General features: G+C 60.9%; 23 protein-coding genes. 12 read left to right on the forward strand and 11 right to left on the reverse strand.

The features are described from left to right. Positions 1-91: 91 nt before the first annotated feature. The 6 genes from LUU92_RS26180 to LUU92_RS26205 all read right to left on the reverse strand — a co-directional run bounded on the left by LUU92_RS26180 (position 92) and on the right by LUU92_RS26205 (position 7,310). Positions 92-916: an ABC transporter permease gene (locus LUU92_RS26180; RefSeq protein WP_015886162.1), complete on the reverse strand. Its 825-nt coding sequence runs from the start codon at positions 914-916 to the stop codon at positions 92-94. Positions 917-928: 12 nt separating this feature from the next. Beyond that, positions 929-2,176 carry an ABC transporter permease gene (locus LUU92_RS26185; RefSeq protein WP_257102840.1) on the reverse strand — a complete coding sequence of 416 codons (1,248 nt, stop codon included), beginning with the start codon at positions 2,174-2,176 and terminating at the stop codon, positions 929-931. A gap of 69 nt (positions 2,177-2,245) precedes the next feature. Next, positions 2,246-3,286, reverse strand: coding sequence for an ABC transporter substrate-binding protein (locus LUU92_RS26190; RefSeq protein ID WP_071490226.1), 1,041 nt, complete (start codon positions 3,284-3,286; stop codon positions 2,246-2,248). Between the two features lie 43 nt (positions 3,287-3,329). After that, positions 3,330-4,442 carry an ABC transporter ATP-binding protein gene (locus tag LUU92_RS26195; protein WP_058424775.1) on the reverse strand — a complete coding sequence of 371 codons (1,113 nt, stop codon included), beginning with the start codon at positions 4,440-4,442 and terminating at the stop codon, positions 3,330-3,332. A 225-nt stretch (positions 4,443-4,667) separates the two neighbouring features. Further along, on the reverse strand, positions 4,668-5,297 hold the full coding sequence (locus tag LUU92_RS26200) for a response regulator (RefSeq protein ID WP_071490227.1): 630 nt from the start codon (positions 5,295-5,297) through the stop codon (positions 4,668-4,670). 18 nt (positions 5,298-5,315) lie between these two features. Next, positions 5,316-7,310, reverse strand: a complete 1,995-nt coding sequence (locus tag LUU92_RS26205) for a PAS domain-containing sensor histidine kinase (protein WP_071490228.1) — start codon at positions 7,308-7,310, stop codon at positions 5,316-5,318. 77 nt (positions 7,311-7,387) lie between these two features. On the opposite strand from LUU92_RS26205, the gene LUU92_RS26210 reads away from it, so the two are divergent. After that, the gene (locus LUU92_RS26210; RefSeq protein ID WP_257102841.1) at positions 7,388-8,362 is read left to right on the forward strand and encodes an alpha/beta hydrolase family protein; all 975 of its coding nucleotides are present in this window, start codon (positions 7,388-7,390) and stop codon (positions 8,360-8,362) included. Between the two features lie 3 nt (positions 8,363-8,365). Here LUU92_RS26210 and LUU92_RS26215 read toward each other — a convergent pair whose 3' ends face one another. From LUU92_RS26215 to LUU92_RS26225, 3 genes are read right to left on the reverse strand one after another with little or no spacing between them, the layout of a single operon-like run. Next, complete coding sequence (locus tag LUU92_RS26215; protein ID WP_257102842.1) at positions 8,366-9,133, reverse strand: TerB family tellurite resistance protein; 768 nt, start codon at positions 9,131-9,133, stop codon at positions 8,366-8,368. Between the two features lies 1 nt (position 9,134). Next, positions 9,135-9,809, reverse strand: a complete 675-nt coding sequence (gene murU, locus LUU92_RS26220) for an N-acetylmuramate alpha-1-phosphate uridylyltransferase MurU (RefSeq protein ID WP_071490231.1) — start codon at positions 9,807-9,809, stop codon at positions 9,135-9,137. Then, positions 9,806-10,831 carry an aminoglycoside phosphotransferase family protein gene (locus LUU92_RS26225; protein ID WP_071490232.1) on the reverse strand — a complete coding sequence of 342 codons (1,026 nt, stop codon included), beginning with the start codon at positions 10,829-10,831 and terminating at the stop codon, positions 9,806-9,808. The genes murU and LUU92_RS26225 overlap by 4 nt, the downstream gene beginning before the upstream one ends. Before the next feature lie 130 nt (positions 10,832-10,961). Between LUU92_RS26225 and LUU92_RS26230 the strand changes: the two genes are divergently transcribed. The 11 genes from LUU92_RS26230 to LUU92_RS26280 all read left to right on the forward strand — a co-directional run bounded on the left by LUU92_RS26230 (position 10,962) and on the right by LUU92_RS26280 (position 24,959). Then, positions 10,962-13,739, forward strand: a complete 2,778-nt coding sequence (locus LUU92_RS26230) for an LPS-assembly protein LptD (RefSeq protein ID WP_257102843.1) — start codon at positions 10,962-10,964, stop codon at positions 13,737-13,739. Then, positions 13,714-15,042 carry a peptidylprolyl isomerase gene (locus LUU92_RS26235; protein ID WP_071490234.1) on the forward strand — a complete coding sequence of 443 codons (1,329 nt, stop codon included), beginning with the start codon at positions 13,714-13,716 and terminating at the stop codon, positions 15,040-15,042. Before LUU92_RS26230 ends, LUU92_RS26235 begins: the two co-directional genes overlap by 26 nt. Continuing rightward, the gene (gene pdxA / locus LUU92_RS26240) at positions 15,039-16,028 is read left to right on the forward strand and encodes a 4-hydroxythreonine-4-phosphate dehydrogenase PdxA (protein WP_257102844.1); all 990 of its coding nucleotides are present in this window, start codon (positions 15,039-15,041) and stop codon (positions 16,026-16,028) included. Before LUU92_RS26235 ends, pdxA begins: the two co-directional genes overlap by 4 nt. Then, positions 16,025-16,837 carry a 16S rRNA (adenine(1518)-N(6)/adenine(1519)-N(6))-dimethyltransferase RsmA gene (gene rsmA, locus LUU92_RS26245; RefSeq protein WP_071490236.1) on the forward strand — a complete coding sequence of 271 codons (813 nt, stop codon included), beginning with the start codon at positions 16,025-16,027 and terminating at the stop codon, positions 16,835-16,837. Before pdxA ends, rsmA begins: the two co-directional genes overlap by 4 nt. A gap of 100 nt (positions 16,838-16,937) precedes the next feature. Next, positions 16,938-17,318, forward strand: a complete 381-nt coding sequence (gene apaG, locus LUU92_RS26250; protein WP_034109652.1) for a Co2+/Mg2+ efflux facilitator ApaG/CorD — start codon at positions 16,938-16,940, stop codon at positions 17,316-17,318. Continuing rightward, entirely contained in the window at positions 17,318-18,169 is an 852-nt protein-coding gene (locus LUU92_RS26255) for a symmetrical bis(5'-nucleosyl)-tetraphosphatase (RefSeq protein ID WP_222540526.1), read from the forward strand. The genes apaG and LUU92_RS26255 overlap by 1 nt, the downstream gene beginning before the upstream one ends. A gap of 9 nt (positions 18,170-18,178) precedes the next feature. Next, positions 18,179-18,508 carry a thiosulfate sulfurtransferase GlpE gene (gene glpE, locus LUU92_RS26260; RefSeq protein WP_092242303.1) on the forward strand — a complete coding sequence of 110 codons (330 nt, stop codon included), beginning with the start codon at positions 18,179-18,181 and terminating at the stop codon, positions 18,506-18,508. Positions 18,509-18,793: 285 nt separating this feature from the next. Beyond that, entirely contained in the window at positions 18,794-20,716 is a 1,923-nt protein-coding gene (locus LUU92_RS26265; RefSeq protein ID WP_071490239.1) for a PrkA family serine protein kinase, read from the forward strand. 113 nt (positions 20,717-20,829) lie between these two features. After that, positions 20,830-22,101, forward strand: a complete 1,272-nt coding sequence (locus LUU92_RS26270) for a YeaH/YhbH family protein (RefSeq protein ID WP_257102845.1) — start codon at positions 20,830-20,832, stop codon at positions 22,099-22,101. After that, positions 22,098-23,663: a SpoVR family protein gene (locus tag LUU92_RS26275; protein ID WP_071490240.1), complete on the forward strand. Its 1,566-nt coding sequence runs from the start codon at positions 22,098-22,100 to the stop codon at positions 23,661-23,663. The genes LUU92_RS26270 and LUU92_RS26275 overlap by 4 nt, the downstream gene beginning before the upstream one ends. 63 nt (positions 23,664-23,726) lie before the next feature. Further along, complete coding sequence (locus tag LUU92_RS26280; protein WP_092242295.1) at positions 23,727-24,959, forward strand: multifunctional CCA addition/repair protein; 1,233 nt, start codon at positions 23,727-23,729, stop codon at positions 24,957-24,959. A 72-nt stretch (positions 24,960-25,031) separates the two neighbouring features. Here the strand turns inward: LUU92_RS26280 and folK are convergent, their stop codons facing one another. Together folK and folB are read right to left on the reverse strand one after the other, a co-directional pair. Next, positions 25,032-25,550 carry a 2-amino-4-hydroxy-6-hydroxymethyldihydropteridine diphosphokinase gene (folK, locus tag LUU92_RS26285; protein WP_071490242.1) on the reverse strand — a complete coding sequence of 173 codons (519 nt, stop codon included), beginning with the start codon at positions 25,548-25,550 and terminating at the stop codon, positions 25,032-25,034. Beyond that, entirely contained in the window at positions 25,541-25,894 is a 354-nt protein-coding gene (gene folB, locus LUU92_RS26290) for a dihydroneopterin aldolase (protein WP_071490243.1), read from the reverse strand. The genes folK and folB overlap by 10 nt, the downstream gene beginning before the upstream one ends. Positions 25,895-25,925 lie beyond the last annotated feature (31 nt).

The following is a 25,925-nucleotide window of genomic DNA, read 5'->3' on the forward strand; positions in this document are numbered from 1 at the left end:
CATTCAGAGGCTGAATGGTGATTTCCAACACAACACAAAACCATGTGGGAGAGGGCTTGCCCCCTCCCACACTTGAATCTCCAGCAGGCCGTTAGACTGCCGCGGTGCGCAGTTTCTCGCTACGCCCGCGCAGCCATTCCAGAGTCAGCAACAGCAATACCGAGAAGGCAATCAACAAGGTTGCCGCCGCCGCAATCGTCGGGCTGAGGTTCTCACGGATGCCGCTGAACATCTGACGCGGCAGCGTCGCTTGCTCAGGGCCGGCGAGGAACAGCGTCACCACCACTTCATCGAACGACGTGGCGAAAGCAAACAGCGCCCCGGAAATCACCCCCGGCGCAATCAATGGCAAGGTCACTCGGCGAAACGCCGTCAACGGCGAAGCCCCGAGGCTCGCCGCCGCCCGCACCAGGTTATGGTTAAACCCCTGCAACGTGGCCGACACCGTGATGATCACAAACGGCACGCCCAGCACCGCATGCACCACGATCAACGAGAAGAAGCTGTTACCCAGTCCCAGCGGTGCAAAGAACAGGTAGCTGGCCACACCGATGATCACCACCGGCACCACCATCGGTGAAATCACCAGTGCCATCACCAGCGCCTTGCCGGGGAAGTTGCCACGGGTCAGGCCGATGGCCGCCAGGGTGCCGAACACCATCGCCAGCACCGTGGCCGCCGGGGCGACGATGATGCTGTTCTTGAGTGCACGCATCCACTCGGCCGAGGCAAAGAAGTCCTGGTACCAGTGCAGCGAAAAGCCTTGCAGCGGGTACACCAGGAAACTGCCGCTGTTGAACGACAGCGGAATGATCACCAGCACCGGCAGGATCAAGAACAACAGGATCAAGCCGCAGAGGATCCGCAAGCTGTAGAACCAGACCCGTTCAACGGGCGACATGTAAGGGCTCAGCATCGCAAGGTCTCCTCAGCTCAGGCGCAGGCGACTGGCGCCCACCAGCCGGTTGTAGATCAGGTACAGCACCACGGTGGCCAGCAGCAGCAAGCCACCCAGTGCCGTCGCCATGCCCCAGTTGATACTGGTGTTGGTGTAGAACGCCACGAAGTAGCTGACCATCTGGTCGTTCGGGCTGCCCAGCAGCGCCGGGGTGATGTAGTAACCAATCGCCAGGATGAACACCAGCAGGCAACCGGCGCCGACGCCGGCATAGGTCTGCGGGAAGTACACGCGCCAGAAGCTGGTGAACGGGTGGCAACCCAGGGAAATCGCCGCACGCATGTAGGTGGGCGAAATGCCCTTCATCACGCTGTAGATCGGCAGGATCATGAATGGCAGCAGGATGTGCACCATCGAGATGTAGACCCCGGTGCGGTTGAACACCAGCTCCAAGGGTTTATCGATCAAGCCCATGCCCATCAAGGCGCTGTTGATCAGGCCGCCGGACTGCAGCAACACGATCCACGCCGCCACCCGCACCAGGATCGAGGTCCAGAACGGCAGCAACACCAGAATCATCAGCAAGTTACTCTTGCGTGCCGGCAGGTTGGCCAGCAGATAGGCCAGGGGATAGGCCAGCAGCAAGCAGATGGCAGTGATTACCAGGCCCATCCAGAAGGTACGGGCGAAGATGTCCAGGTAGATTGCCTGGTCAGGTGTGGCCGGCGCGATTTCGCCGAGGTCGTCGATGCGATGATCGACGGCCGCCAGGAGGTAGAACGGTGTCAGGCTGCTGGTATTGCGCCGGATCGCCTGCCAGTACGCCGGGTCGCCCCAGCGTTCGTCGAGGTTTTCCAACGCTTCTTTATAAGAGCCGGGCGCTTCACTGAACGGCAGCGCCCGCGCGGTTTTGGTCAGCAGGCTACGGTAGCCGGCCAGTTCCATGTTCAAGCGTTTGGACAGATCGCCCAGGGTCTGGTTTTTGCGCGCTTCGCGCAGGTCCTCGCTGAGGGCCTGGTACACCGGTTCACCCGGCAAGCCACGGCCGTCCCAGGCCGTCACCGCGACCACGGTACGCGGCAAGCCGCCCACCACTTCCGGATTGCCGACGCTCTTGAACAGCAAAGCAACGATCGGCACCAGGAACACCAGCAGCAAGAACAGCACCAGCGGCGCAATCAAGGCCTGGGCCTTCCAGCGATTGAGCCGCTCGGCACGCGCCAGGCGCTGCTTGAGGGTGGGGCTGTTGACCTCGTTCGAGGGAACGGCGATGGCCATGGCTGACTCCGAATCTTAAAGATAAATACAGACCCCCTGTGGGAGGGGGCAAGCCCCCTCCCACATGAGTTACTTGGCCGCCCAGGAATTGAAGCGTTGCTCCAGTTGCTCGCCGTTATCCGCCCAGAAGCTCACATCGATCTGCACCTGGTTGGCGATGTTTTCCGGGGTGGTCGGCATGTCCTTGAGGATGTCCTTGGCCAGCAATGGCACAGCTTGGGTGTTGGCCGGGCCGTAGGCGATGTTTTCCGAGTACGTCTTCTGCTGCTGAGGCTGTACTGAGAAAGCGATGAATTTCTTCGCCGCTTCGGCACGGTCCTTGGCCAGGCCTTTAGGGATGGCCCAGGCGTCGAAGTCGTAGATGCCGCCGTTCCACACCACTTTGAGGTTGCTTTCTTTCTGTACGGCGGCGATGCGGCCGTTGTAGGCCGAGCTCATCACGACGTCACCGGAAGCGAGGTACTGCGGCGGCTGTGCGCCGGCTTCCCACCACTGGATCGACGGCTTGAGTTCATCGAGTTTCTTGAATGCACGGTCCTGGCCATCTTTGCCGGCCAGCACTTTGTACACGTCTTTCGGCGCCACACCGTCGGCCATCAGGGCGAACTCCAAGGTGTACTTGGCGCCTTTACGCAGGCCGCGCTTGCCCGGGAATTTCTTGGTGTCCCAGAAATCTGCCCAACTGGTGGGGGCGGAGGTGAGTTTGTCGGCGTTGTAGGCGAGCACGGTCGACCACACGAAGAAGCCCACGCCACATGGCTGGATCGCGCCCTTCACGTAGTCGGCGGTGTTGCCGAACAGTTTCGGGTCCAGCGGCTCGAACATGTCTTCGTCACAGCCACGGGAGAGTTCCGGCGATTCCACTTCCACCAGGTCCCAGGACACGCTCTTGGTGTCGACCATGGCTTTCACCTTGGCCATTTCACCGTTGTACTCACCGGCGACGATCTTGCCATTGCCCGCGCTTTCCCAAGGTGCGTAGAACGCCTTGACCTGGGCCGCCTTGTTCGCGCCACCGAAGGACACGACCGTCAGGTCCGGGCCTGCCATGGCCTGGGTTGCGCCGATCAAGCCAATGGCCAGCGCCGAATACTTAAGGGATCTCAACATTGTTGTTCTCTCCACGTGCAGGGTTGGTGAAGCCAGGGGGCGATCAATTCGCCTCTAGAAGTGGGTCGAGTGCGCGAACGTGCTCGACTTGCCAGCCAATCGGTACCACGTCGCCGACCGCCAGGGCTGGGTCCAGCTCGGCAATCGGTTGTTTCACGAAAAAATCGGTCTTGCCGCAGACTTCCAGGCGCACGCGCACGTGGTCGCCCAGGTAGATGAATTCCGCCACCCGCCCCGAGAAACGGTTGACGCAGCTCTCGCTGGAACCGTTGAGGCTGACGCGCTCCGGGCGCACCGACAGGGTCACCGGGCCACCGACCTGGCCGACATTCACCGCCAGTGCCTCGACCTTCTCGCCCCGTGCCAGCTCCACCACGCAGCGCTCGCCGGTGTGGCTGTGCAGGCGACCATTGAGGCGGTTGTTCTCACCGATGAAGTTGGCGACAAAGGTGTTCTTCGGCTCTTCGTACAAGGTGCGCGGCGCGGCGATCTGCTGGATCTCGCCTTGATGGAATACCGCCACGCGGTCAGACATGGTCAGCGCTTCGCCCTGGTCATGGGTCACGTACACCACAGTCACGCCGAGGCGTTGGTGCAGGTGCTTGATCTCCATCTGCATGTGTTCGCGCAGTTGCTTGTCGAGGGCGCCGAGGGGTTCGTCCATCAGCACCAATTGCGGTTCGAACACCAGCGCCCGGGCCAGCGCTACGCGCTGCTGCTGGCCGCCGGAGAGTTGTGCCGGGTAACGCTGGGCGAAGGCATCGAGCTGGACCATGCTCAACACGCGTTTGACCCGCTCGCTGATATCGGTCTTGCTCAAGCCCCGCACCGACAGCGGGAACGCCAGGTTCTCGGCGACGGTCATGTGCGGGAACAAGGCGTAGTTCTGGAACACCATGCCGATATCGCGCTTGTGCGGTGGCACGTTGTTGATGGACCGCCCGGCCAGCTGGATTTCACCGGCGGTCGGCGTCTCGAAGCCGGCGAGCATCATCAGGCTGGTGGTCTTGCCCGAACCGGAAGGCCCGAGCAGGGTGAGGAACTCGCCCTTGCGAATCTCCAGGTTGAGGTCTTTGACGATCAGGTTCTCGCCGTCGTAGCTCTTCTGCACGCCACGAAAGCTGACCAGCACATCATTTGAATCCACCTCGCTCATACCCGCACCTTTTTGTTTTGGACTGCTGTGGAACAAGCGTAGTCCAGGCGCCAGCCCCCGGAAATCGGGGGCCAGGAGAGAATTGCATCGGCCGGATGGAAGGTTGGGGGTAGGGATTGCCCTACAGGGATGGCGCGTACGGGACAGCACAGCCGCAAGGGGCGAGCTGCAAGCGGCAAGAATGGGTTTGACGGTGTTTTGGGGGTGTCGTTATTAGATACGTCGCTAGAGGAGCTTGTGCTCCATGGCGTATTTCACCAGCTCAGCCAGGGAGGTGATATTGAGCTTTTGCATCAACCGCGCCTTGTGCGTGCTGATGGTCTTGCTGCTCAGCGCCAGTTGCTGGGCGATGTCATTGACGTTGGCACCCTGGGCCAGGCGTTCGAACACCGAGAATTCGCGCTCGGAAAGCAACGAATGCAGCGGCCGGGTATCGGTGAGGCCGACTTCGAAGACCATGCGGTCGGCCAGGTCCGGGTCGATGTAGCGCCCACCGGCCGCCACCTTGCGGATCGCCGTGAGCAACAGCGCCGGGTCACTGTCCTTGGTGGCATACCCGGCGGCGCCAACCTTCAAGGCGCGGGCGGCCATTTGCGCTTCGTCGTGCATCGACAACACCAGGATCGCCGGCGGATTGTTCAGCGCACGGATGCGCGCAATCGCTTCCAGGCCATTGACGCCGGGCATCGAGATGTCCAGCAACACCACCTCGCAAGGCACGTGACGCAAGGTCTCCAGCAACTGCTCGCCATTGCCGGCCTCACCCACCACCAGCAAATCCTTGGCCAGGCCGATCAACTGCTTGATGCCTTCACGAACAATGGTGTGGTCTTCGGCTACCAGTACACGGATCACAGGGGCTTCCTCTTGGTGTTATGCATCCAACGGCACCGTGACGCTCAGGGTGGTGCCCTCCCCCAACTCGCTGTCCAGACTCAATTGCCCGCCCATGATCAGCACTCGCTCGCGCATGCCTACCAGACCGAACGATACCGGACGGCCCTGGGCCTGGACGAAACCGACGCCGTCATCACTGATGGTCAGCCGCAGATGCGTGCCTTCCACTGCCAGGGTCAGTTCGACAGTATGCGCCTGGGCATGGCGCATCACATTGGTCAGCGCCTCCTGCAGGATGCGGAACAGGCCGATGGCCTTGGCATCGCTCAAGGTCGGCAGGTTATCCGGCACCTGGACCAGGCAAGGGATGTGCGTGCGCGCCTCAAAACGCCGCGCCTGCCATTCGATGGCAGAGGCAATGCCGGCATCCAGAATCGGCGGGCGCAGCGCGGTCGCCACATCGCGTACCAATTGGAATAACTGGGCGATCAGGCGCTTCATGCTGTTCAAGCGCTCGTGCAAACCGGGGTCGAGTTGCGCATAAGCCAGCTCGCACATCGAGGTTTCAAGCTTGAGCACTGTGAGCATCTGCCCGAGTTCGTCGTGCACTTCACGGGCGATACGGGCCTTTTCTTCCTCGCGCACGGTTTCCAGGTGGGCAGAGAGTTCGCGCAACTGCGCTTCACTTTGCAGCAACGCGGCCAACGTCCGGCGCAGCTCGGTGACGTCGTTGAGGTAGACCACCAGGTACTCGGCCTCGGCAAACCGCAGAAAACTCAAGGACACGTTGGTCGGCAGGATGCTGCCATCGGCACGTCGGCAATCGGTGGCAAAGTTCTGCGGGCCGTCTTCGCTGGCCCGCGCGCGTTTCCACAGGTTGAGCCAGCGGTCCATATCCAGGCTTGGATCCAGGTCAGCCAATGGCCGCTCGATCAGTGCACCGGGGCTATAGCCGAGCATGCTTTCGGCGGCACGGTTGGCGTAGCGCACATGGCTGTCCCAGTTGACCCACAAGATGCCCACGGTGCTCTGATCAATGGAAAACTGCGTCAGCCGCAAGGCTTCGGCCCCCGCAGCGCGGGCGGCGCTTTCTTCGCGGGCGGCCAATAACCCTTGCTCGAGCACCCGTTGCTGGCGGCGCTGCCAGAACACGACAACCAGGCTGGCGAGCAAAAACAGGCCCAGCAACAGGCTGAGGTTTTGCCACAGGCCTGGGGTTTCCGTCAGGCGTGGATACTTGGGTTGCAGCCAGTGGCTATGCAATTGGTCCAGGTCGCGGGCGGGGATGGCGCGCAAGGCGCTTTCCATGATGCCGGCCAGCTCCGGCCACTCCCGGCGCGTGGCCACCCGCAACAACTGTGGCAGGCCAATATCCCCCACTACCGCCAGCCCGGCGAACTCCGCCTCGCCGGACAAGCGACTCAATTGCGCCTCGTCCACCACCGCATAGCGTGCCTGCTGGCTCACCAGTAGCTGCAGGGCCTGGCGCTCCATTGGCACGCCTTGCAGGTTGAGGCCGGGGTAGGTACTGCGCAGGTAATCCGCCACGGCGCTGGGCATGCGCACGGCAACGCGGGATTGCTCATCGAGTTTCTCCAACTCCACCGCGCCGCCGCCCTCGCGGATGCCGACAATGTGCTGCGGCACACGCATGTAAGGGTCGGTGAACAACCACAGGCGTAAACCGGCCGGGGTTTGTTGCAGGCCGGGGGCGATGTCCACCTCGCCCTCGCGCACAGCGGCTTCCAGTTGCTCCTGGTTGGGGAAGTTGCGCCAGGTCAGCTCGATGTTCAGCGCCTTGGCCAACCACTGCATCAAGTCGACATTCGCCCCGGACAATCGCTGCAAACGCCGGTCGTATTGCGCGTACGGTGCCTGCAATACCAGGCCCACCCGCAGTTCCGGGTGCTGGGCCAGCCACTCGCGTTGCTGCACATTGAGCTGCGCCTGGGGAGTGGCGGGCGCAGGGGCGGCATTTGCGATCAAGGCAAGGCAGCAACAGCCGATAACCAGCAGACAGCGAAAAACCATGATTGACGTCTCACATCACTGACAAATACTGACCAACCCATTAGGCTGCCGGAATCACTTCTGGCCGGGAATTTACGATGCCCTTTGTTCACCGTTCGGCACTGCCAGCATTGTGCCTGTCGCTACTTATTACCAGTGCCTTTTCCGTGCAGGCCGCTGACGCCCCCGCACCTGCCGCCGAAAAACCGGTCGAGCGCCAGCCTTTACCCGAGCGTAGCCAGGAGGAAGCCAGTGCACTGGAGCGCAAAATCCCGCAACAGGAACAGCAACAATTGCAGGCCGGCAGCGATTCATTCCTGGCCCTGTGGAAACCGGCCAACAGCGCCGAGCCCGAAGGTGTGGTGATTATCGTACCGGGCGCCGGCGAAAGTGCTGACTGGCCGCAAGCAATCAGCCCGTTGCGGCACAAATTGCCGGATGCCAATTGGGGCTCCCTCAGCCTGTCGCTGCCGGATGTGAGCGTGGATACGCTGCCACCACGTGTGATGGAAGCGCCCAAGGCTACCGTCGACACCAGCAGCAAGGAAGCGAGCACCGCCGACAAACCTATCGAACAAGCCGCCAGCGCCGAAGCCGAAGGCACCGACCCGGCCGTGGTGCCTGGCGCCGATGAACAGGACAAGACCGACGCTACGCGCATTCTCGCGCGCATCGACGCCGCCGTGGCCTTCGCCCAGACCCAGAGCGCACGCAGCGTGGTGCTGCTCGGCCATGGCACCGGCGCCTGGTGGGCCGCACGTTATTTGAGCGAGAAGCAGCCGTCCCAGGTGCAGAAGTTCGTCATGGTCGCAGCGCAGACGCCCACCGGTCGTCACCCGGATTTGCAACAACTGGCCCCGGGCCTGAAGTTGCCGACCGCCGATGTGTTCTATCAAGACAGCGCTCAATCACGCAAAAACGCACTGGCCCGTGCCCAGGCGGCCAAGCGTTTGAAGAATGATGGCTATAAACAGGTGTCGTTGAAAGCCCTGCCCGGCAACAGTGATGCCGGGCAGGAGCAGTTGTATCGCAGGGTTCGCGGCTGGTTGAGCCCGCAGGCCAGTGTCGACTGAAACCTAGCGGAAATCCCGGCGCTCGCGAATCAACGTATAGGCGTTGTGCAATTCACGGGTACGCTCGGTCGCCTCACGCACCTGCGCGGGGCTGGCACCCGTGCCGGCAATCTTGTCCGGGTGATGGCGACTGAGCAGGCGGCGATAAGCACGCTTGATTGCCGATGGCTCGGTGGTGGCCGTCACCCCCAGCAAGCGCAACGCCTCCTGATAAGTGACGCCGCGACTGACCAATGGCCTGTGCTCAGGCTTGAAGTCAGCGGCCAATGCCTGGAGCTGTTGTGGCGTCCAGCCCAGCCATTTGCCCCACAGGTCGATCAGGTCGCGTTCGGCGTCATCCGCCTTGCCATCGGCCCACGCCATACGCCAGCACGCGCGCAAGACACCTTCGGCGGCGTGGGGCTGGGCCTTGAGCACACGCAGGTAGCTGCGCATCCGGTCAGCGCCGGACTTGCCGCGATTGAACGCCGCTATCGCACGGCGCTGGGCCGACTCGGTCATGTCCAACGAACGCATCTCCTGGCGCGCCTGCTGGATATGCCCATCCACCACGCGCCCATTGCTCTTGGCCAGGCGCCCCAGCAACACAAACAACAACTCGTCATTGCGCAACGCCGGGCGCCCGCCCAGGCGCTCGCGCAATTGGGCCCAACTGTGCAGTTGCAGGCGGCGGTCCAGCGCCTGCCCCAACAGTGCACCCAACATGGCCCCCGGAATACTGGCAATGGCAAAGCCAGCCCACGCGCCGATCAGCGTCCCTGGCCACAGCATGCTACTGCCCCGCTGCCAGCAGGGTTTCGACCTGCGCCAGGCGCTCCAGCGTGCCGACATCAATCCAGCGTCCCGCCATGTGTTCCCCCGTTACCAGACCTTTGGCCATGGCTGCCCGCAACAGCGGCGCCAGCTTGAAGGCACCCGCGCTGCACCCCGCGAACAGCCTGGGGTCGAGCACGGAAATGCCACTGAAGGTCAGGTTATCGGCACCGGCCGCCGCATCATGAAGCAAACCCTGATCCAGGTAGAAATCGCCACCCGAAGGGTGATGCGCCGGGTTATCGACCATCACCAGATGGGCCAGGCCCTTGAGCGGTTGCTTGAGCCGGGTGAAGTCGTAATCGGTCCAGATGTCGCCGTTGACCACCAGGAACGGTTCGTCGCCCAGCAACGGCAGCGCCTGGAAAATACCGCCGCCGGTTTCCAGCGGTTCGCCTTCGGCTGAGTAACGGATGCGCACGCCAAACTGTGCACCGTCCCCCAGGTAACTCTCGATCTGTTGGCCGAGCCAGGCGTGATTGATCACGATATCGGTGAAGCCCGCCTTGGCCAGAGCCTCCAGGTGATACTCGATCAGGCGCTTGCCACCGGCCTGCACCAGTGGCTTGGGCGTATGCAAGGTGAGCGGCCGCATCCGCTCACCTTTGCCGGCCGCCAGGATCATCGCCTTCATACGCTTGCCTCGGCGGGCTGGCGCAGGCTGGCGAGCAATTCACCCAGTTCGCTCAGCTCCGGGCGGTCGGCGAGCACCGCTTCTATATACGCAAAGAAGCGCGGCACATCGGCCAGGTAACGTGGCTTGCCATCGCGATGGCAGATCCGCGCGAAGATGCCGATGACCTTGAGGTGGCGCTGCACGCCCATCAGGTCGCTGGCACGCAGGAAGTCTTCGAAGTCCGCCTGCACCGGGATGCCCAGTTTCGCGGCACGCTCCCAATAGCCGCGCTGCCAGTCCCGCACGCGGGCCTTGGGCCAACTGAGGAACGCGTCCTTGAACAGGCACGTGATGTCATAGGTGACCGGCCCGTAGACCGCATCCTGGAAATCCAGCACGCCCGGGTTCGGCTCGCTGATCATCAGGTTGCGCGGCATGTAGTCGCGGTGCACCAGCACGTTCGGCTGCGCCAGGGCGCTGTCGATCAGGTGGTCACTGACGCGCTGCCAAAGCGCTTGTTGCTGTGTATCCAACTCGATACCCAGGTGCCGGCGGACGTACCACTCGGGAAACAATTCCAGCTCGCGGCGCAGCAAGGCGACGTCATAGCTGGGCAGCGGCGCGTCCATCGGCAACTGCTGGAAAGCCAGCAAGGCGTCGATGGCATCGGCAAACAAGTGATCGGCATTTTTGTCGTCAATCACGTCCAGGTAGGTTTTTTTGCCCAGGTCATTGAGCAAAAGAAAGCCTCGCGGCAAATCTTCTGCATAAATTTTTGGAACATTTATGCCCGACTTCGCCAGCAAATGAGCGATATCGACGAAAGGTTTGCAGTTTTCCTGGGGGGGTGGAGCGTCCATTACGACAAAGGTCCGGCCCCCCCCTTCCCAACGGAAGTAGCGCCTGAAACTCGCGTCGCTGCTGGCCGCGGTCAATGTGGCCGGGGGGACGGCGCCCCAGCCTTGAGTGTTGAAAAGGATCGGCAACTGCTCTTCCAGCCAGGCTTCCAGCTGTTGTAAACGTAGATCTTGCTCGGGCATTACAAGGGTCTCCGACGGCGCTAGCCGTCAAGCGGGGCATGCTTTATTATCACGCATCTTTTTCAGACCATCGAGAGGCGTGCGGCCCAAACCGCGGGCAGATGGCACGCAGGAAGCCCGGACTAATAAGATGGCATTGAAATCCCCCGCGTTTCGTAGAAAATTTCCGTTGCTGGTAACCGGCAGTCTGCTGGCCCTGCAACCCTTCGCCACTTCATTCGTGGTCGCCGCGGAACAGTATGACTGCTCAGTCTCTGCTTCGGGTGCCTGGGATTGCGCGCCAAAAACCGCCGCAACCCCACTACCACCACGCCCGGTGCATGACGGTGCAGCCGTCAGCTCCGCCAACAGCACGGCGCAGGCCGATGCTGGCGGCAACGCCGAGGCCGAGCCCAAGACCGCTCTGGTCACCGAGGCCAAGGGCCGTGGCCTGCGTTCGCGCAGCGCCGACTACAGCCACCTGGACTGGGTGCCCCGCGACAAGCTGACCGCAGCACAGTTGGCCGAAACCGGCCCTTACTGCGGCGGTGCGTACATCGAGCCGACGCGTCCTGGCATGAACGACAAGACGAACAAGAGCGATGCGCCCACCTTCATCGGTGCCAAGGCCTCTCGTTACGAGCAGGAACAACAGGTGGCAACCCTGGCCGGTGACGTCGTCATGCGCCAGGGCAGCATGCAACTGGAATCCGAGGAAGCCAGCCTGTACCAGGCCGAGAACCGTGGCGAGCTGAACGGCAACGTTCGTTTACGCGACAACGGCGCATTGATCGTCGGCGATCACGCCGAAGTCCAGCTGGACACTGGCGCCGCCCAGATCGACAACGCCGAATATGTGATGCACAAATCGCGTATCCGCGGTAACGCGCTGTACGCCAAGCGTGCCGAGAACGCGATCATCCGTCTCAAGGACGGTACGTACACCACCTGCGAGCCAGACAGCAACGCCTGGCAGCTCAAGGGCAACAACATCACGTTGAACCCGGCCACCGGTTTCGGTACGGCCACCAACGCGACGTTGCGGATCAAGAACATCCCGATCCTGTACACCCCTTATATCTATTTCCCGATCGACGATCGTCGTCAATCCGGCTTCCTGCCGCCAAGCTTCAGCACAGGCAGCGAGACTGGCTTTACGTTGAACACGCCGTACTACTTCAACCTGGCGCCGAACTATGACGCCACGTTGTACCCGCAATACATGACCAAGCGCGGCCTGTTGATGGAAGGCGAATTCCGCTACCTCACCAAGTCCAGTGAAGGCCAGTTCGGCGGGGCGTACCTGAACGATGACAGCGACGAGCGCAAGAAGCAGACCGACTACGAAAAGACTCGGTATATGCTCAACTGGCAGCATCAGGGCGGGTTGGATTCGCGTGTAGCCACTCAAGTTGACTACACCAAGATCAGCGATCCTTATTACTTCCAAGACTTGAAGAGCAACCAGATCGGCGTGGAGTCTCGGGACTTCCTCAATCAACAGGGTTCGGTCACCTATCGCGGTGATTCCTATCAGGCCCGTTTGAACGTCCAGGCCTATCAACTGGCAACGATTTCGCAGATCACGCCGTATGACCGCCTGCCGCAGATCACCTTCAATGGCGCGCTGCCCTACAATCCTGGCGGATTGAGATTTGCCTACGAGACGGAAGCCGTACGCTTTGATCGTGACCTTGAAAACGGCACTTTCACTGACAAGGACGGGGTCACCACCACTCCTCGTCTGGACACCAACGTCAGAGGCCTGACCCGTGCCAACGGTACTCGCCTGAACCTGGCGCCGAGCGTTGAACTGCCGCTTAACTGGACATATGGCTTCATCACTCCGAAGCTCAAATATGTTTACACCAAGTACGATCTCGACCTCGACACCATCGGTAAGAACTCGCTGGCTGCGGGAGATGAGTTCAAGAGTTCCCAAGATCGCGCCGTCCCGATTGCCAGCGTCGATAGCGGCCTGTTCTTTGATCGCGACACCAACTGGTTCGGCAAAGGCTATCGCCAGACCCTCGAACCGCGCGCGTTCTACCTGTATGTGCCGAATAAAGACCAGAGTGATATTCCGGTCTTCGACACCAGCGAATACTCGTTCAGCTATGCGTCCCTGTTCCGGGACAACCGTTTCAGTGGCTCGGACCGCATCGGTGACGAGAACAAGTTGTCTCTGGGTGTAACCAGTCGCTGGATCGAAGAGAACGGCTTCGAGCGTCAACGTGTCAGCGTCGGCCAGGCCGTTTACTTTAAGGACCGCGAAGTTCAATTGCCGGGCGTACTGGCGGCTGACCGCGCCGATGCACAGTCCGATGTGTCGCCCATCGCCTTGGAGTACGAATTCCGCTTCAACCGTGACTGGCGTGCCACTGCCGACTACAACTGGGACACAGAGGAACACAGCCCTCGTTCCGGTAGCGCGATGCTGCACTACCAGCCGGAAGACAACCCGAACAAGATCATCAACGTCGGTTATCGCTATCGTAACGACCAGGTCGTCTACAACCAGTTGACCGGCAAATGGCAGTTCGGCGGCGACTACGGGCAGCCAGGTGATCCGAACTTCGTGAAGGATTACTACAAGATCCAGCAACACGACTTCTCAATCATGTGGCCGATCATTCCCCAGTGGAACCTGATCTCCCGCTGGCAGTATGACTATGCCCGCAACCGTACCCTGGAAGCCTTCGGTGGTTTCGAGTACGACAACTGCTGCTGGAAACTGCGTGTCATCAACCGTTATTGGGTGGATAACGACGAATACAGCCAGATCGCCCCGCTTAACGAAAAGGGTGACCACGGGCTCTTCTTCCAGATCGTCCTCAAAGGACTCGGCGGCCTGACCGGCGCCAAGGTAGAGAGCTTCCTCGACAAAGGCATTGAAGGTTATCGTGAACGTGAAGACCAAGCTTTCTGATTGTCTGCGCCCGCTAGTGCTGGGCGCGCTGTTCCTGGGTGCCGCATCTGTGCACGCTGCGGTTCAAGAACTGGATAAGGTCGTGGCCATCGTCGATAACGACGTGATCATGCAGAGCCAACTGGACCAGCGCGTCAAGGAAGTCCAGCAAACCATCGCCAAGCGTGGCGGTGGTGTGCCGCCGACCAGTGTCCTGGACCAGCAGGTACTGGAACGCCTGATCGTCGAGAACCTGCAACTGCAGATCGGCGATCGTTCCGGCATCCGTATTTCGGACGAAGAACTGAACCAGGCCGTTGGCACCATTGCCCAGCGCAACAACATGAGTATCGATCAATTCCGCGCGGCGCTGGCCCACGATGGCCTTTCGTATGAAGACGCCCGTGACCAGATCCGTCGTGAAATGATCATCAGCCGTGTGCGTCAGCGCCGTGTTGCCGAGCGGGTCCAGGTGTCCGAGCAGGAAGTGAAGAACTTCCTGGCATCGGACCTTGGCAAGATGCAACTCTCCGAAGAACTGCACCTGGCCAATATCCTGATCCCGACACCGGACAGCGCCAACTCCGAGCAGCTCAATGCCGCCGCCGCCAAGACCCAGGCTATCTATGATCGCCTCAAGGCCGGTGCTGATTTCGCCCAGATGGCCATTGCCCAATCCGGTAGCGACAACGCCCTCGAGGGCGGCGACATGGGCTGGCGTAAAGCCGCTCAGTTGCCACCTCCGTTCGACCGTGAACTGAGCGCCATGGCCGTGGGTGATATCACCAATCCAGCACGCACCCCAGGTGGTTTCATCATCCTGAAGTTGCTGGAGCGTCGCGGTGGCGAGACCTCGCTTAAAGACGAAGTGCATGTTCGTCATATCCTGGTCAAACCAAGCGAAATCCGCACCGAAGCGCAAACCAAGGAACTGGCCCAGAAGATCTACGACCGCATCGAAAGCGGTGAAGACTTCGCCACCCTGGCCAAGAGTTTCTCGGAAGACCCGGGCTCAGCCCTCAACGGCGGCGACCTGAACTGGATCGACCCGAAAGCCCTGGTGCCGGAGTTCCAGCAGGTGATGGCCGATACGCCGCAGGGCGTGTTGTCCAAGCCGTTCAAGACCCAATATGGCTGGCATGTGCTGGAAGTCCTTGGCCGTCGCGCCACCGACAACACCAGCCAGGCCCGCGAGCAACAAGCGCTGAACGTACTGCGTAACCGCAAATACGATGAAGAACTGCAGACCTGGCTGCGTCAGATCCGTGACGAAGCCTACGTTGAAATCAAGCTACCAGGCGCCCCGGCAGGCACCGAGCAGTGAAACCCCAGCGTTTCGCGGTGACACCCGGCGAGCCGGCCGGCATTGGTCCTGACCTGTGCCTGCTGCTCGCCTCGCAACCCCAGCCACACCCCCTGATCGCCATTACCAGCCGTGACCTGCTCCTTGAGCGGGCCGCGCAACTGGGTGTGGCAGTCACTTTGCTTGACGTGGCACCGGGCAACTGGCCGGACCTGCCCTCCCCCGCCGGCAGCCTGTATGTGTGGGACACCCCACTGCAGGCCAAAGTCGTCGCCGGGCAACTGGACAAGGCCAACGCGGTGTTCGTACTCGAAACCCTGACCCGCGCCGGGCAAGGCTGCATCGACGGCGACTTCGCCGGCATGATCACCGCACCCGTGCACAAGGGCGTGATCAACGAATCCGGCATCGCCTTTTCCGGCCACACCGAATTCCTTGCCGAACTGACCCACACTGAGCAAGTGGTGATGATGCTGGCCACGCGCGGCCTGCGGGTCGCCCTGGTGACCACGCACCTGCCACTGCGCGACATTGCCGATGCCATCACCGTCGAGCGACTGGAGCGCGTGACACGCATCCTGCACGCCGACCTGCAACAGAAGTTCGGCATCGCCCAACCGCGCATCCTGGTCTGTGGGCTTAACCCCCACGCCGGTGAAGGCGGCCACTTGGGCCACGAAGAAATCGACATCATCGAACCCACTCTGGAGCGTCTGCGCCAAGAAGGCATGGACCTGCGCGGCCCGCTGCCTGCAGACACTCTGTTTACCCCCAAATATCTGGAGCACTGCGATGCAGTGCTGGCGATGTACCACGACCAGGGACTGCCGGTGCTTAAATACAAAGGCTTCGGCGCCGCCGTCAACGTGACATTGGGCTTGCCGATCATCCGCACCTCCGTCGACCATGGCACCGCCCTGGACCTGGCGGGCAGCGGCAGGATCGATACCGGTAGCCTGCACGTGGCCCTGGAAACCGCCTATCAGATGGCCGAGACCCGTATATGACTGAGCATTACCAACACCGGGCGCGCAAGCGCTTCGGGCAAAACTTCCTGCACGACGCTGGGGTGATCGACCGCATCCTGCGCTCCATCCATGCCAAGCCCGAAGACCGTCTGCTGGAAATCGGCCCAGGCCAGGGCGCGCTGACCCAAGGCCTGCTGGCCAGCGGCGGCCAACTGGATGTGGTGGAGCTGGACAAGGACCTGATCCCGATTCTCAACCAACAGTTCGCCGGCAAGCCCAACTTCAACCTGCATCAGGGTGATGCGCTGAAGTTCGACTTCAACACCCTCAATGCCGCGCCCAACAGCCTGCGCGTGGTGGGTAACCTGCCGTACAACATCTCCACGCCGCTGATTTTCCACCTGCTGAACAACGCCGGGATCATCCGCGACATGCACTTCATGCTGCAAAAGGAAGTGGTCGAACGACTCGCGGCAGGCCCTGGCGGTGGTGATTGGGGTCGCCTGTCGATCATGGTTCAGTACCACTGCCGCGTCGAACACCTGTTCAACGTCGGTCCGGGTGCCTTCAACCCGCCGCCGAAGGTCGATTCGGCGATTGTGCGCCTGGTGCCCCACGCGGTACTGCCGCACCCGGCCAAGGACCATCGCCTGCTGGAACGCGTCGTACGCGAAGCGTTCAACCAGCGCCGCAAGACCCTGCGCAACACGCTCAAGGCCTTGCTGAGCAATGCCGAGATCGAAGCTGCCGGCGTCGATGGCAGCCTGCGTCCCGAGCAACTGGACCTGGCCGCGTTCGTACGCCTGGCCGACCAGTTGGCCATCCAGCCTGCGCCCGCAGCGCAATAGAGCATCCCGGGGATAGGCCAGACAGCATGTCTGGCCTAGTGCCCACCTCTTGGCCTAGACTGACCCGCATCTGCTGTCCTCTGCTTTTAAGGCCTCTTGCATGTCCGATCCTCGCTACCAGATCGACGTCAGCGTCGTCACCCGCTTCCTGGCGGACCAATCGCAACCTGAACAGAACCGCTTCGCCTTTGCCTACACCATCACGGTGAAAAACAACGGGCTGGTACCGGCCAAGTTGCTGTCACGCCACTGGGTGATCACCGACGGTGACGGCCAGGTCGAAGAAGTGCGCGGCGCAGGCGTGGTCGGCCAGCAGCCACTGATCGAAAGCGGCGCCAGCCACACCTACAGCAGCGGCACGGTGATGACCTCCAAGGTCGGCACCATGCAAGGCTCGTATCAAATGAAGGCCACCGACGGCCAACTGTTCGACGCCATCATCGCGCCGTTCCGTCTTGCCGTGCCGGGAGCCCTGCACTGATGACGACGTATGCGGTCGGCGACCTGCAAGGTTGCCTGGAGCCGCTCAAGTGCCTGCTTGAGCGCGTAGCCTTCGATCCGGCAAGTGACCGCCTGTGGTTGGTCGGTGACCTGGTCAATCGCGGCCCGCAGTCCCTGGAGACGCTGCGCTACTTATATAGCCTGCGCGATTCCCTGGTGTGCGTATTGGGCAACCACGACCTGCACCTGCTGGCGGCCGGCAACAACATCGAGCGCCTGAAAAAGGGCGATACCTTGCGGGAAATCCTCGAAGCGCCCGATCGCGCCGCGTTGCTCGACTGGTTGCGCCGCCAGAAAATCATGCATTACGACGAAGGCCGTAACGTAGCCCTGGTCCATGCAGGCATCCCGCCCCAATGGTCATTGAAGAAAGCACTCAAGTGCGCCGCTGAAGTCGAGAGCGCCCTGGCCGATGACAATCTGTACACCGCCTACCTCGACGGGATGTACGGCAACGAGCCGGTGAAGTGGGACAACGACCTGACCGGCGTCGCACGCCTGCGAGTTATCACCAACTACTTCACGCGCATGCGCTTCTGCACCGCCGAGGGCAAGCTGGACCTCAAGAGCAAGGAAGGCGCCGACACCGCGCTTCCCGGCTATAAGCCTTGGTTCGCCCACAAAGAACGCAAGACCCGTGACACCAGGATCATTTTCGGTCACTGGGCTGCACTTGAAGGCAAGTGCGATGAGCCTGGCGTATTCGCCCTCGACACCGGTTGCGTGTGGGGCGGCGCCATGACGCTGATGAACGTCGACACCGGCGAGCGTTATAGCTGCCAGTGCGAATCCCCCCCGCCCGTTACATTGCCGGCTACCGCCAGGCCCTAGGAGCCATCCATGAGCGAATTCAAACGTATCCCTCCCGAACAAGCCCAGGCCCTGCGCGAGCAAGGTGCCGTGGTGGTCGATATCCGCGACCAGCCGACCTACAACGCCGCGCACATCACCGGTGCCAGGCACCTGGACAACGTCAACATCGCCGACTTCATCCGCGCCGCAGACCTTGACGCACCGGTAATCGTGGCCTGCTACCACGGCAACTCCAGCCAGAGCGCGGCGGCCTACCTGATCAGCCAGGGCTTCTCCGACGTCTACAGCCTGGACGGCGGCTTTGAGCTGTGGCGTACGACCTATCCTGCGGAAATTTCCTCGGGCGATTCGCAATAATTTTTTTCACACCCCGCTACCCCGCGTGACGCTTGGGCTTGCGCCGTTTCTGACGAACGGCGCAGCCAAACTAATTGCGTATCGCGCCTTGACCTCTCCGATTCCGAACTATCCTTAAGCGCAGGCCATCCGAATCAGGGGAGAGCCGGTACACCGGCGTGCGGGTCATCGGTAGCGTTTCAGGGTGTTCTGGGGGGAAAACAGCCATTGGCGTCTGCCAATGTCTGCCAGCATCGACTGATTGATCCGGCGTCGGCTCCACGTATCGAGCGAGGTGACGACGTCATGAGTATTTTTAGCCACTTCAAAAACCGCTTCGAATCCACACAGCAGGAAGAACTCACGCTGCAAGAGTATCTCGAGCTGTGCAAACAGGATCGCAGCACCTATGCGTCTGCCGCCGAACGTTTGCTGCTGGCGATAGGCGAGCCGCAACTGATAGACACCTCGAACAATTCGCGGCTGTCGCGAATATTCTCCAACAAGGTGATCCGTCGCTACCCGGCCTTTGAAGACTTCCATGGGATGGAAGAATGCATCGACCAGATCGTCTCCTACTTCCGCCATGCCGCCCAAGGCCTGGAAGAGAAGAAACAGATCCTCTACTTGCTCGGCCCCGTCGGCGGCGGCAAGTCGTCCCTGGCCGAGAAGCTCAAACAACTGATCGAGAAGGTGCCCTTCTACGCCATCAAGGGCTCGCCGGTCTTCGAGTCGCCCCTGGGCCTGTTCAACGCCACGGAAGATGGCGCGATCCTCGAAGAAGACTTCGGCATCCCGCGCCGCTACCTCAACACCATCATGTCGCCCTGGGCCACCAAGCGCCTGGCCGAGTTCGGCGGTGACATCAGCCAGTTCCGCGTGGTCAAGCTCTACCCGTCCATCCTCAATCAGATCGGCGTGGCCAAGACCGAACCGGGCGATGAGAACAACCAGGACATCTCGGCCCTCGTGGGTAAGGTCGATATCCGCAAACTCGAGGAATTCCCGCAGAACGACGCCGACGCCTACAGCTATTCTGGCGCATTGTGCCGGGCCAACCAGGGCCTGATGGAGTTCGTGGAGATGTTCAAGGCACCGATCAAGGTGCTGCACCCACTGCTTACCGCCACCCAGGAAGGCAACTACAACAGTACCGAAGGCCTCGGTGCGATTCCGTTTACCGGGATCCTGCTGGCCCACTCCAACGAATCGGAGTGGCACACCTTCCGCAACAACAAGAACAACGAAGCCTTCATCGACCGGATCTATATCGTCAAGGTGCCTTACTGCCTGCGGGTCAGCGATGAAATCAAGATCTACGACAAGCTGCTGTTCAACAGTTCCCTGTCCAAGGCGCATTGCGCACCCGACACCTTGAAGATGCTTGCCCAGTTCACCGTGCTGTCACGCCTCAAGGAGCCGGAAAACTCGAATATTTACTCGAAGATGCGCGTGTACGACGGCGAAAACCTCAAGGACACCGACCCCAAGGCCAAGTCGATACAGGAGTATCGCGACACGGCCGGTGTGGATGAGGGCATGAACGGCCTGTCGACGCGCTTTGCGTTCAAGATCCTGTCCAAGGTCTTCAACTTCGACCCCCACGAAATTGCCGCCAACCCAGTGCACTTGCTCTATGTGCTGGAACAGCAGATCGAACAGGAGCAATTCCAGGCGGAAACCCGCGAACGCTATCTGCGCTTCCTCAAGGAATACCTGGCGCCGCGCTACATCGAGTTCATCGGCAAGGAAATCCAGACTGCGTACCTGGAGTCCTACAGCGAGTACGGCCAGAACATCTTCGACCGCTACGTGCTGTACGCCGACTTCTGGATCCAGGACCAGGAATACCGCGACCCGGAAACCGGCGAGATCCTCAACCGGGTCGCCCTCAACGAGGAACTGGAAAAGATCGAAAAACCCGCCGGCATCAGCAATCCGAAGGATTTCCGCAACGAAATCGTCAACTTCGTGCTGCGCGCCCGCGCCAACAACAATGGCAAGAACCCGACCTGGCTCAGCTACGAGAAGCTGCGGGTGGTCATCGAGAAGAAAATGTTCTCCAACACCGAGGACTTGCTGCCGGTCATCAGCTTCAACGCCAAGGCCAGCAAGGAGGATCAGCAAAAACACAACGACTTCGTCACACGAATGGTCGAGCGCGGCTACACCGACAAACAGGTACGGCTGCTGTCCGAGTGGTACCTGCGGGTGCGCAAATCGCAGTAAGGCAGCGACAGGCGTGCGCTGCCGGGCTTCTGGCCTGGCAGCCGACCGCTTGTCTCTAAGCTTCCAGCTCGCCGCTTGAAGCTTGTAACGTGAAGCTGCCCGGAGGGCTCCCCATGAGCTATGTGATCGACCGACGCCTCAATGGCAAGAACAAGAGCACGGTAAACCGCCAGCGTTTCCTGCGGCGTTACCGTGACCACATCAAAAAGGCCGTAGAAGAGGCCGTCAGTCGCCGCTCCATCACGGACATGGAGCATGGCGAACAAATCAGCATTCCCGGACGGGACATTGACGAACCGGTACTGCACCACGGCCGGGGCGGTAAACAGACCGTCGTGCACCCCGGCAACAAGGAGTTCACCACCGGCGAGCATATCCAGCGTCCCCAAGGGGGTGGCGGCGGCAAAGGTCCGGGCAAGGCGGGCAACTCCGGCGAAGGCATGGACGAGTTCGTGTTCCAGATCACCCAGGAAGAATTCCTCGAATTCATGTTCGAGGACCTGGAACTGCCCAACCTGGTCAAGCGCAACCTGACCGGCACCGACACCTTCAAGACCGTACGCGCGGGTATCAGCAACGAGGGCAACCCCTCGCGCATCAACATCATCCGTACCCTGCGCTCGGCCCATGCCCGGCGTATCGCACTGTCGGGCAGCAGCCGCGCCAAACTGAAGGAGGCCAAGGCAGAGTTGGCGCGCTTGAAGCGTGAAGAACCGGACAACTTCGGCGATATCCAGCAAATAGAGGCAGAAATCGAGAAGCTCAGCGCGCGCATTCACCGCGTGCCGTTCCTCGATACCTTTGACTTGAAATACAACCTGCTGGTCAAGCAACCCAACCCCAGCTCCAAAGCCGTGATGTTCTGCCTGATGGACGTGTCCGGCTCCATGACCCAGGCCACCAAGGACATCGCCAAGCGCTTCTTCATCCTGCTGTATCTGTTCCTCAAGCGGAACTACGACAAGATCGACGTGGTATTTATCCGCCATCACACCAGCGCCCGGGAAGTCGACGAAGAGGAGTTCTTTTATTCACGGGAAACCGGCGGCACCATCGTCTCCAGCGCCTTGAAGCTGATGCAGGAGATCATGGCCGAGCGCTACCCGGCCAATGAGTGGAACATCTACGCCGCGCAAGCCTCGGACGGTGACAACTGGAACGACGACTCACCCATCTGCCGCGACATCCTGATCAACCAGATCATGCCGTTCGTGCAGTACTACACGTATGTCGAAATTACCCCCCGTGAGCACCAGGCGCTGTGGTTCGAATACGAGCGCATCGGCGAAGCCTTCGCCGACACGTTCGCCCAGCAGCAACTGGTCTCGGCCGGCGATATCTACCCGGTCTTCCGTGAACTCTTCCAGCGCAGGTTAGTGACATGACCGCCAAAAAAGAGCAAAAACGCCAACCCATCTCCACGGGGTCAGAGTGGACCTTTGAACTGATCCAGGCTTATGACCGGGAAATCAGCCGCATCGCCGCGGGGTATGCCCTGGACACCTACCCCAACCAGATCGAAGTGATTACCGCCGAACAGATGATGGATGCCTACGCCTCGGTGGGCATGCCGCTGGGCTATCACCACTGGTCCTACGGCAAGCACTTCCTCAGCACCGAAAAGTCCTACACCCGCGGCCAGATGGGCCTGGCCTACGAGATCGTGATCAACTCTGACCCGTGCATCGCCTACCTGATGGAAGAAAACACCATCTGCATGCAGGCACTGGTGGTGGCCCACGCCTGCTACGGGCATAACAGCTTCTTCAAGGGCAACTACCTGTTCCGCACCTGGACCGACGCCAGTTCGATCATCGATTACCTGGTGTTTGCCAAGCAGTACATCATGCAGTGCGAGGAGCGCCACGGCATCGATGCGGTAGAGGACCTGCTCGACTCCTGCCACGCGCTGATGAACTACGGTGTCGACCGCTACAAGCGTCCCTACCCGATTTCCGCCGAGGAAGAACGCCTGCGCCAGAAGGAGCGCGAAGAACACCTGCAGAAGCAGATCAATGACCTGTGGCGCACCATTCCTAAAAAAACAGGCAAGAACAGCGACAAGGACAACGCACGCTTCCCCGCCGAACCTCAGGAAAACATCCTCTATTTCCTGGAAAAACACGCACCGTTGCTGGAGCCCTGGCAGCGGGAAATCGTGCGGATCGTGCGCAAGATCGCGCAGTATTTTTATCCACAGCGCCAGACCCAGGTGATGAACGAAGGCTGGGCCACGTTCTGGCACTACACACTGATGAATGACCTGTACGACGAAGGCCTGGTCACCGACGGCTTCATGATGGAATTCCTCACCTCCCACACCAGCGTGGTCTTCCAACCCGGCTTCGACAGCCCTTACTACAATGGCATCAACCCTTATGCGCTGGGCTTTGCGATGTACCGCGATATCCGCCGCATGTGCGAGCACCCCACCGAAGAAGACCGCCGCTGGTTCCCGGAAATCGCCGGCAGCGACTGGCTCTCCACCATCAAGTTCGCCATGAGCAGCTTCAAGGACGAGAGTTTTATCCTGCAGTACCTGTCACCTCAGGTGATCCGCGACCTCAAGCTGTTCAGCATCCTCGACGACGACCTCAAGGATGACCTGGTGGTGCCGGCCATCCACGACGAGCCTGGCTATCGCACCATCCGTGAAACCCTGGCGGCGCAGTACAACCTGGGCAACCGCGAGCCCAACGTGCAGATCTACAGTATCGACGTGCGCGGCGACCGCTCGCTGACCCTGCGGCACCAGCAGCACGATCGCAAACCTTTGGGAGAATCCACCGAGGAAGTACTCAAGCACCTGCATCGGCTGTGGGGCTTCGATATTCACCTGGAAACCCTGCAAGGCGATCAGGTGATGAAGACCCACCATGTGCCACCGCGCAGCGATCACAACGACAACGACTACGGGCGCCTGGACCTGGCTGTCGTTCATCTCTGAAACAGCAAAGCCTCCATTGGTCAGGCACAGGCGGTATCCTGTGCCGCTAACGGAGGCTTTTTCATGAAAACCTATAAAGTCGGCGGTGCGGTACGGGATCGCCTCTTGGGCATCCCGGTCACCGATATTGACCGCGTCGTGGTGGGCGCGACTGCCGAAGAGATGCTCGCCAAGGGCTATAAGCCGGTGGGCGCAGACTTCCCAGTGTTCCTCGATCCAACGAACGGCGACGAGTACGCCCTCGCCCGCACCGAACGCAAGAGTGGCCGGGGTTACGGCGGCTTTGTGTTTCACGCGAGCCCCGAAGTGACGCTGGAAGAAGACCTGATCCGTCGCGACCTGACCATCAACGCCATGGCGCAAGACGATGACGGTAACTTGATCGACCCTTATCACGGCCAACGCGATCTTCAAGCGCGCATTCTGCGCCACGTTTCCCCGGCGTTCGCCGAAGATCCCCTGCGCGTACTGCGAGTGGCACGATTTGCTGCACGTTATGCGCCCCTGGGGTTCACCGTCGCGCCGGAAACACTGGAGCTGATGCGCCAACTCAGCGAATCCGGCGAACTGGAAGCCCTGACGCCGGAGCGCAGCTGGAAAGAAATCTCCCGGGCGCTGATGGAAGATCAACCTCAGGTGTTTATTCAGGTACTGCGTGACTGCCAGGCCCTGAAAACCTTGATGCCCGAAGTCGATGCACTGTTCGGCGTGCCACAACCCGAAGCCCATCACCCGGAAATCGACACCGGCGTGCACACCCTCAGCGTGCTAGAACAAGCCGCTTTGCATCAACAGCCACTGACTGTGCGCTGGGCCTGCCTGCTCCACGACTTGGGCAAGGGTACGACGCCTGTGGATAAGTTGCCGCAGCACATCGCCCACGAACACCGGGGCTTGAAGCTGATCAAGGCGGTCAACGAACGCTTCAAGGTGCCGAGGGATTGCCAGGAATTAGCACTGCTGGTGGGCCAATATCACACCCACGGCCATCGCGCTCTGGAGCTGAAGGCCTCGACATTGCTGGAGTTGCTGCAAAGCTTCGACGTGTACCGGCGGCCACAGCGCTTTGAAGAGTTCGTGGTCGCCTGCGAGATGGACGCCCGAGGCCGCAAGGGTCTGGAGCAAAGAAGTTATCCACAGGCGGATTATTTGCGCGGAGCGGCAAAAGCAGCTCGCGAGGTTGCGGTGGCCCCCCTGCTGGAGAAAGGCTTCAAAGGCCCGGAGCTGGGTGAGGCGCTCAAGCGCGAACGGCTCAAGGCACTAAAAACCTACAAGGAACAACACGCACTCATTTAGGAGCGAGCTTGCTCGCGAAGAACGTCAACGATAACGCAGCGCTCTCCGGTTTTTCGCGAGCAAGCCCGGCTCCTACAGGAGAGCGCCCGGCGTCAGTTGTCGGCCCTGCCATTCAAACGCGACAGGCGCCAGCACTTGGTCGATCTGCGTATCGCGCCACAAATCGGCCAGCGTCTTGCCCACCTCAGGATGCACGCGTTCCGGCGCCATCAGCGATAGCGGCCACAACACAAAGGCGTTTTTCAGGATTTCCGCACGCGGCAAAACCAAACCATCGAAATTGCCCACCAGATCGCCATACAACAACACGTCGATATCCAACGGCAGCCCTTTGCGGTCCGGCGCATAACGACCGTTGTCGGCCTCGATGAATTTCAACCGGCGATCCAGTTCCATCAACGGCAGATCGGTATACGCCGACACCACCAGATTGAAGAACGGCCCACTCTTGATGCCCACCGGCTGGCTTTCGAACACCGCCGAGCAACGCATATCGGTCAAGAAACTCGCCAGCGCATCCAAGCCGGCGCACAGGTGAGACTCGCGCTCGATATTGCTGCCTAGGCCAAGGTAAACCTGAGTTAGCGACATCCGCGCTCGATCTCCACGCCCACGCCTTTGGCAGCCGGCACGGCACCAGGCTTGGTCAGCTTGAGGTGCAGCCAGGGAATCTGGAATTCATTCATCAACACTTGCGCGAGGCGTTCGGCAAAGGTTTCCACCAGTTGGTACTGGGATTGCTCGGCAAAGGCCTGGATGCGCGCGGACACGCTGGCGTAATCCAGCGCAAGGGTCAGGTCGTCACCGGCCGCAGCCGGGCGGTTGTCCCAGGCAAAGCTCAGGTCCAGGCGCAGGCATTGGCGGATTCCGCGCTCCCAGTCGTAGGCCCCGATGACGGTGTCGACTTCCAGGCCTTCGATAAACACTCTGTCCAAGCACTCTTCTCCGCAGCACGACAAGGGCGCG

The organism is Pseudomonas extremorientalis (assembly GCF_024584605.1).
GTDB lineage: Bacteria > Pseudomonadota > Gammaproteobacteria > Pseudomonadales > Pseudomonadaceae > Aquipseudomonas > Aquipseudomonas extremorientalis.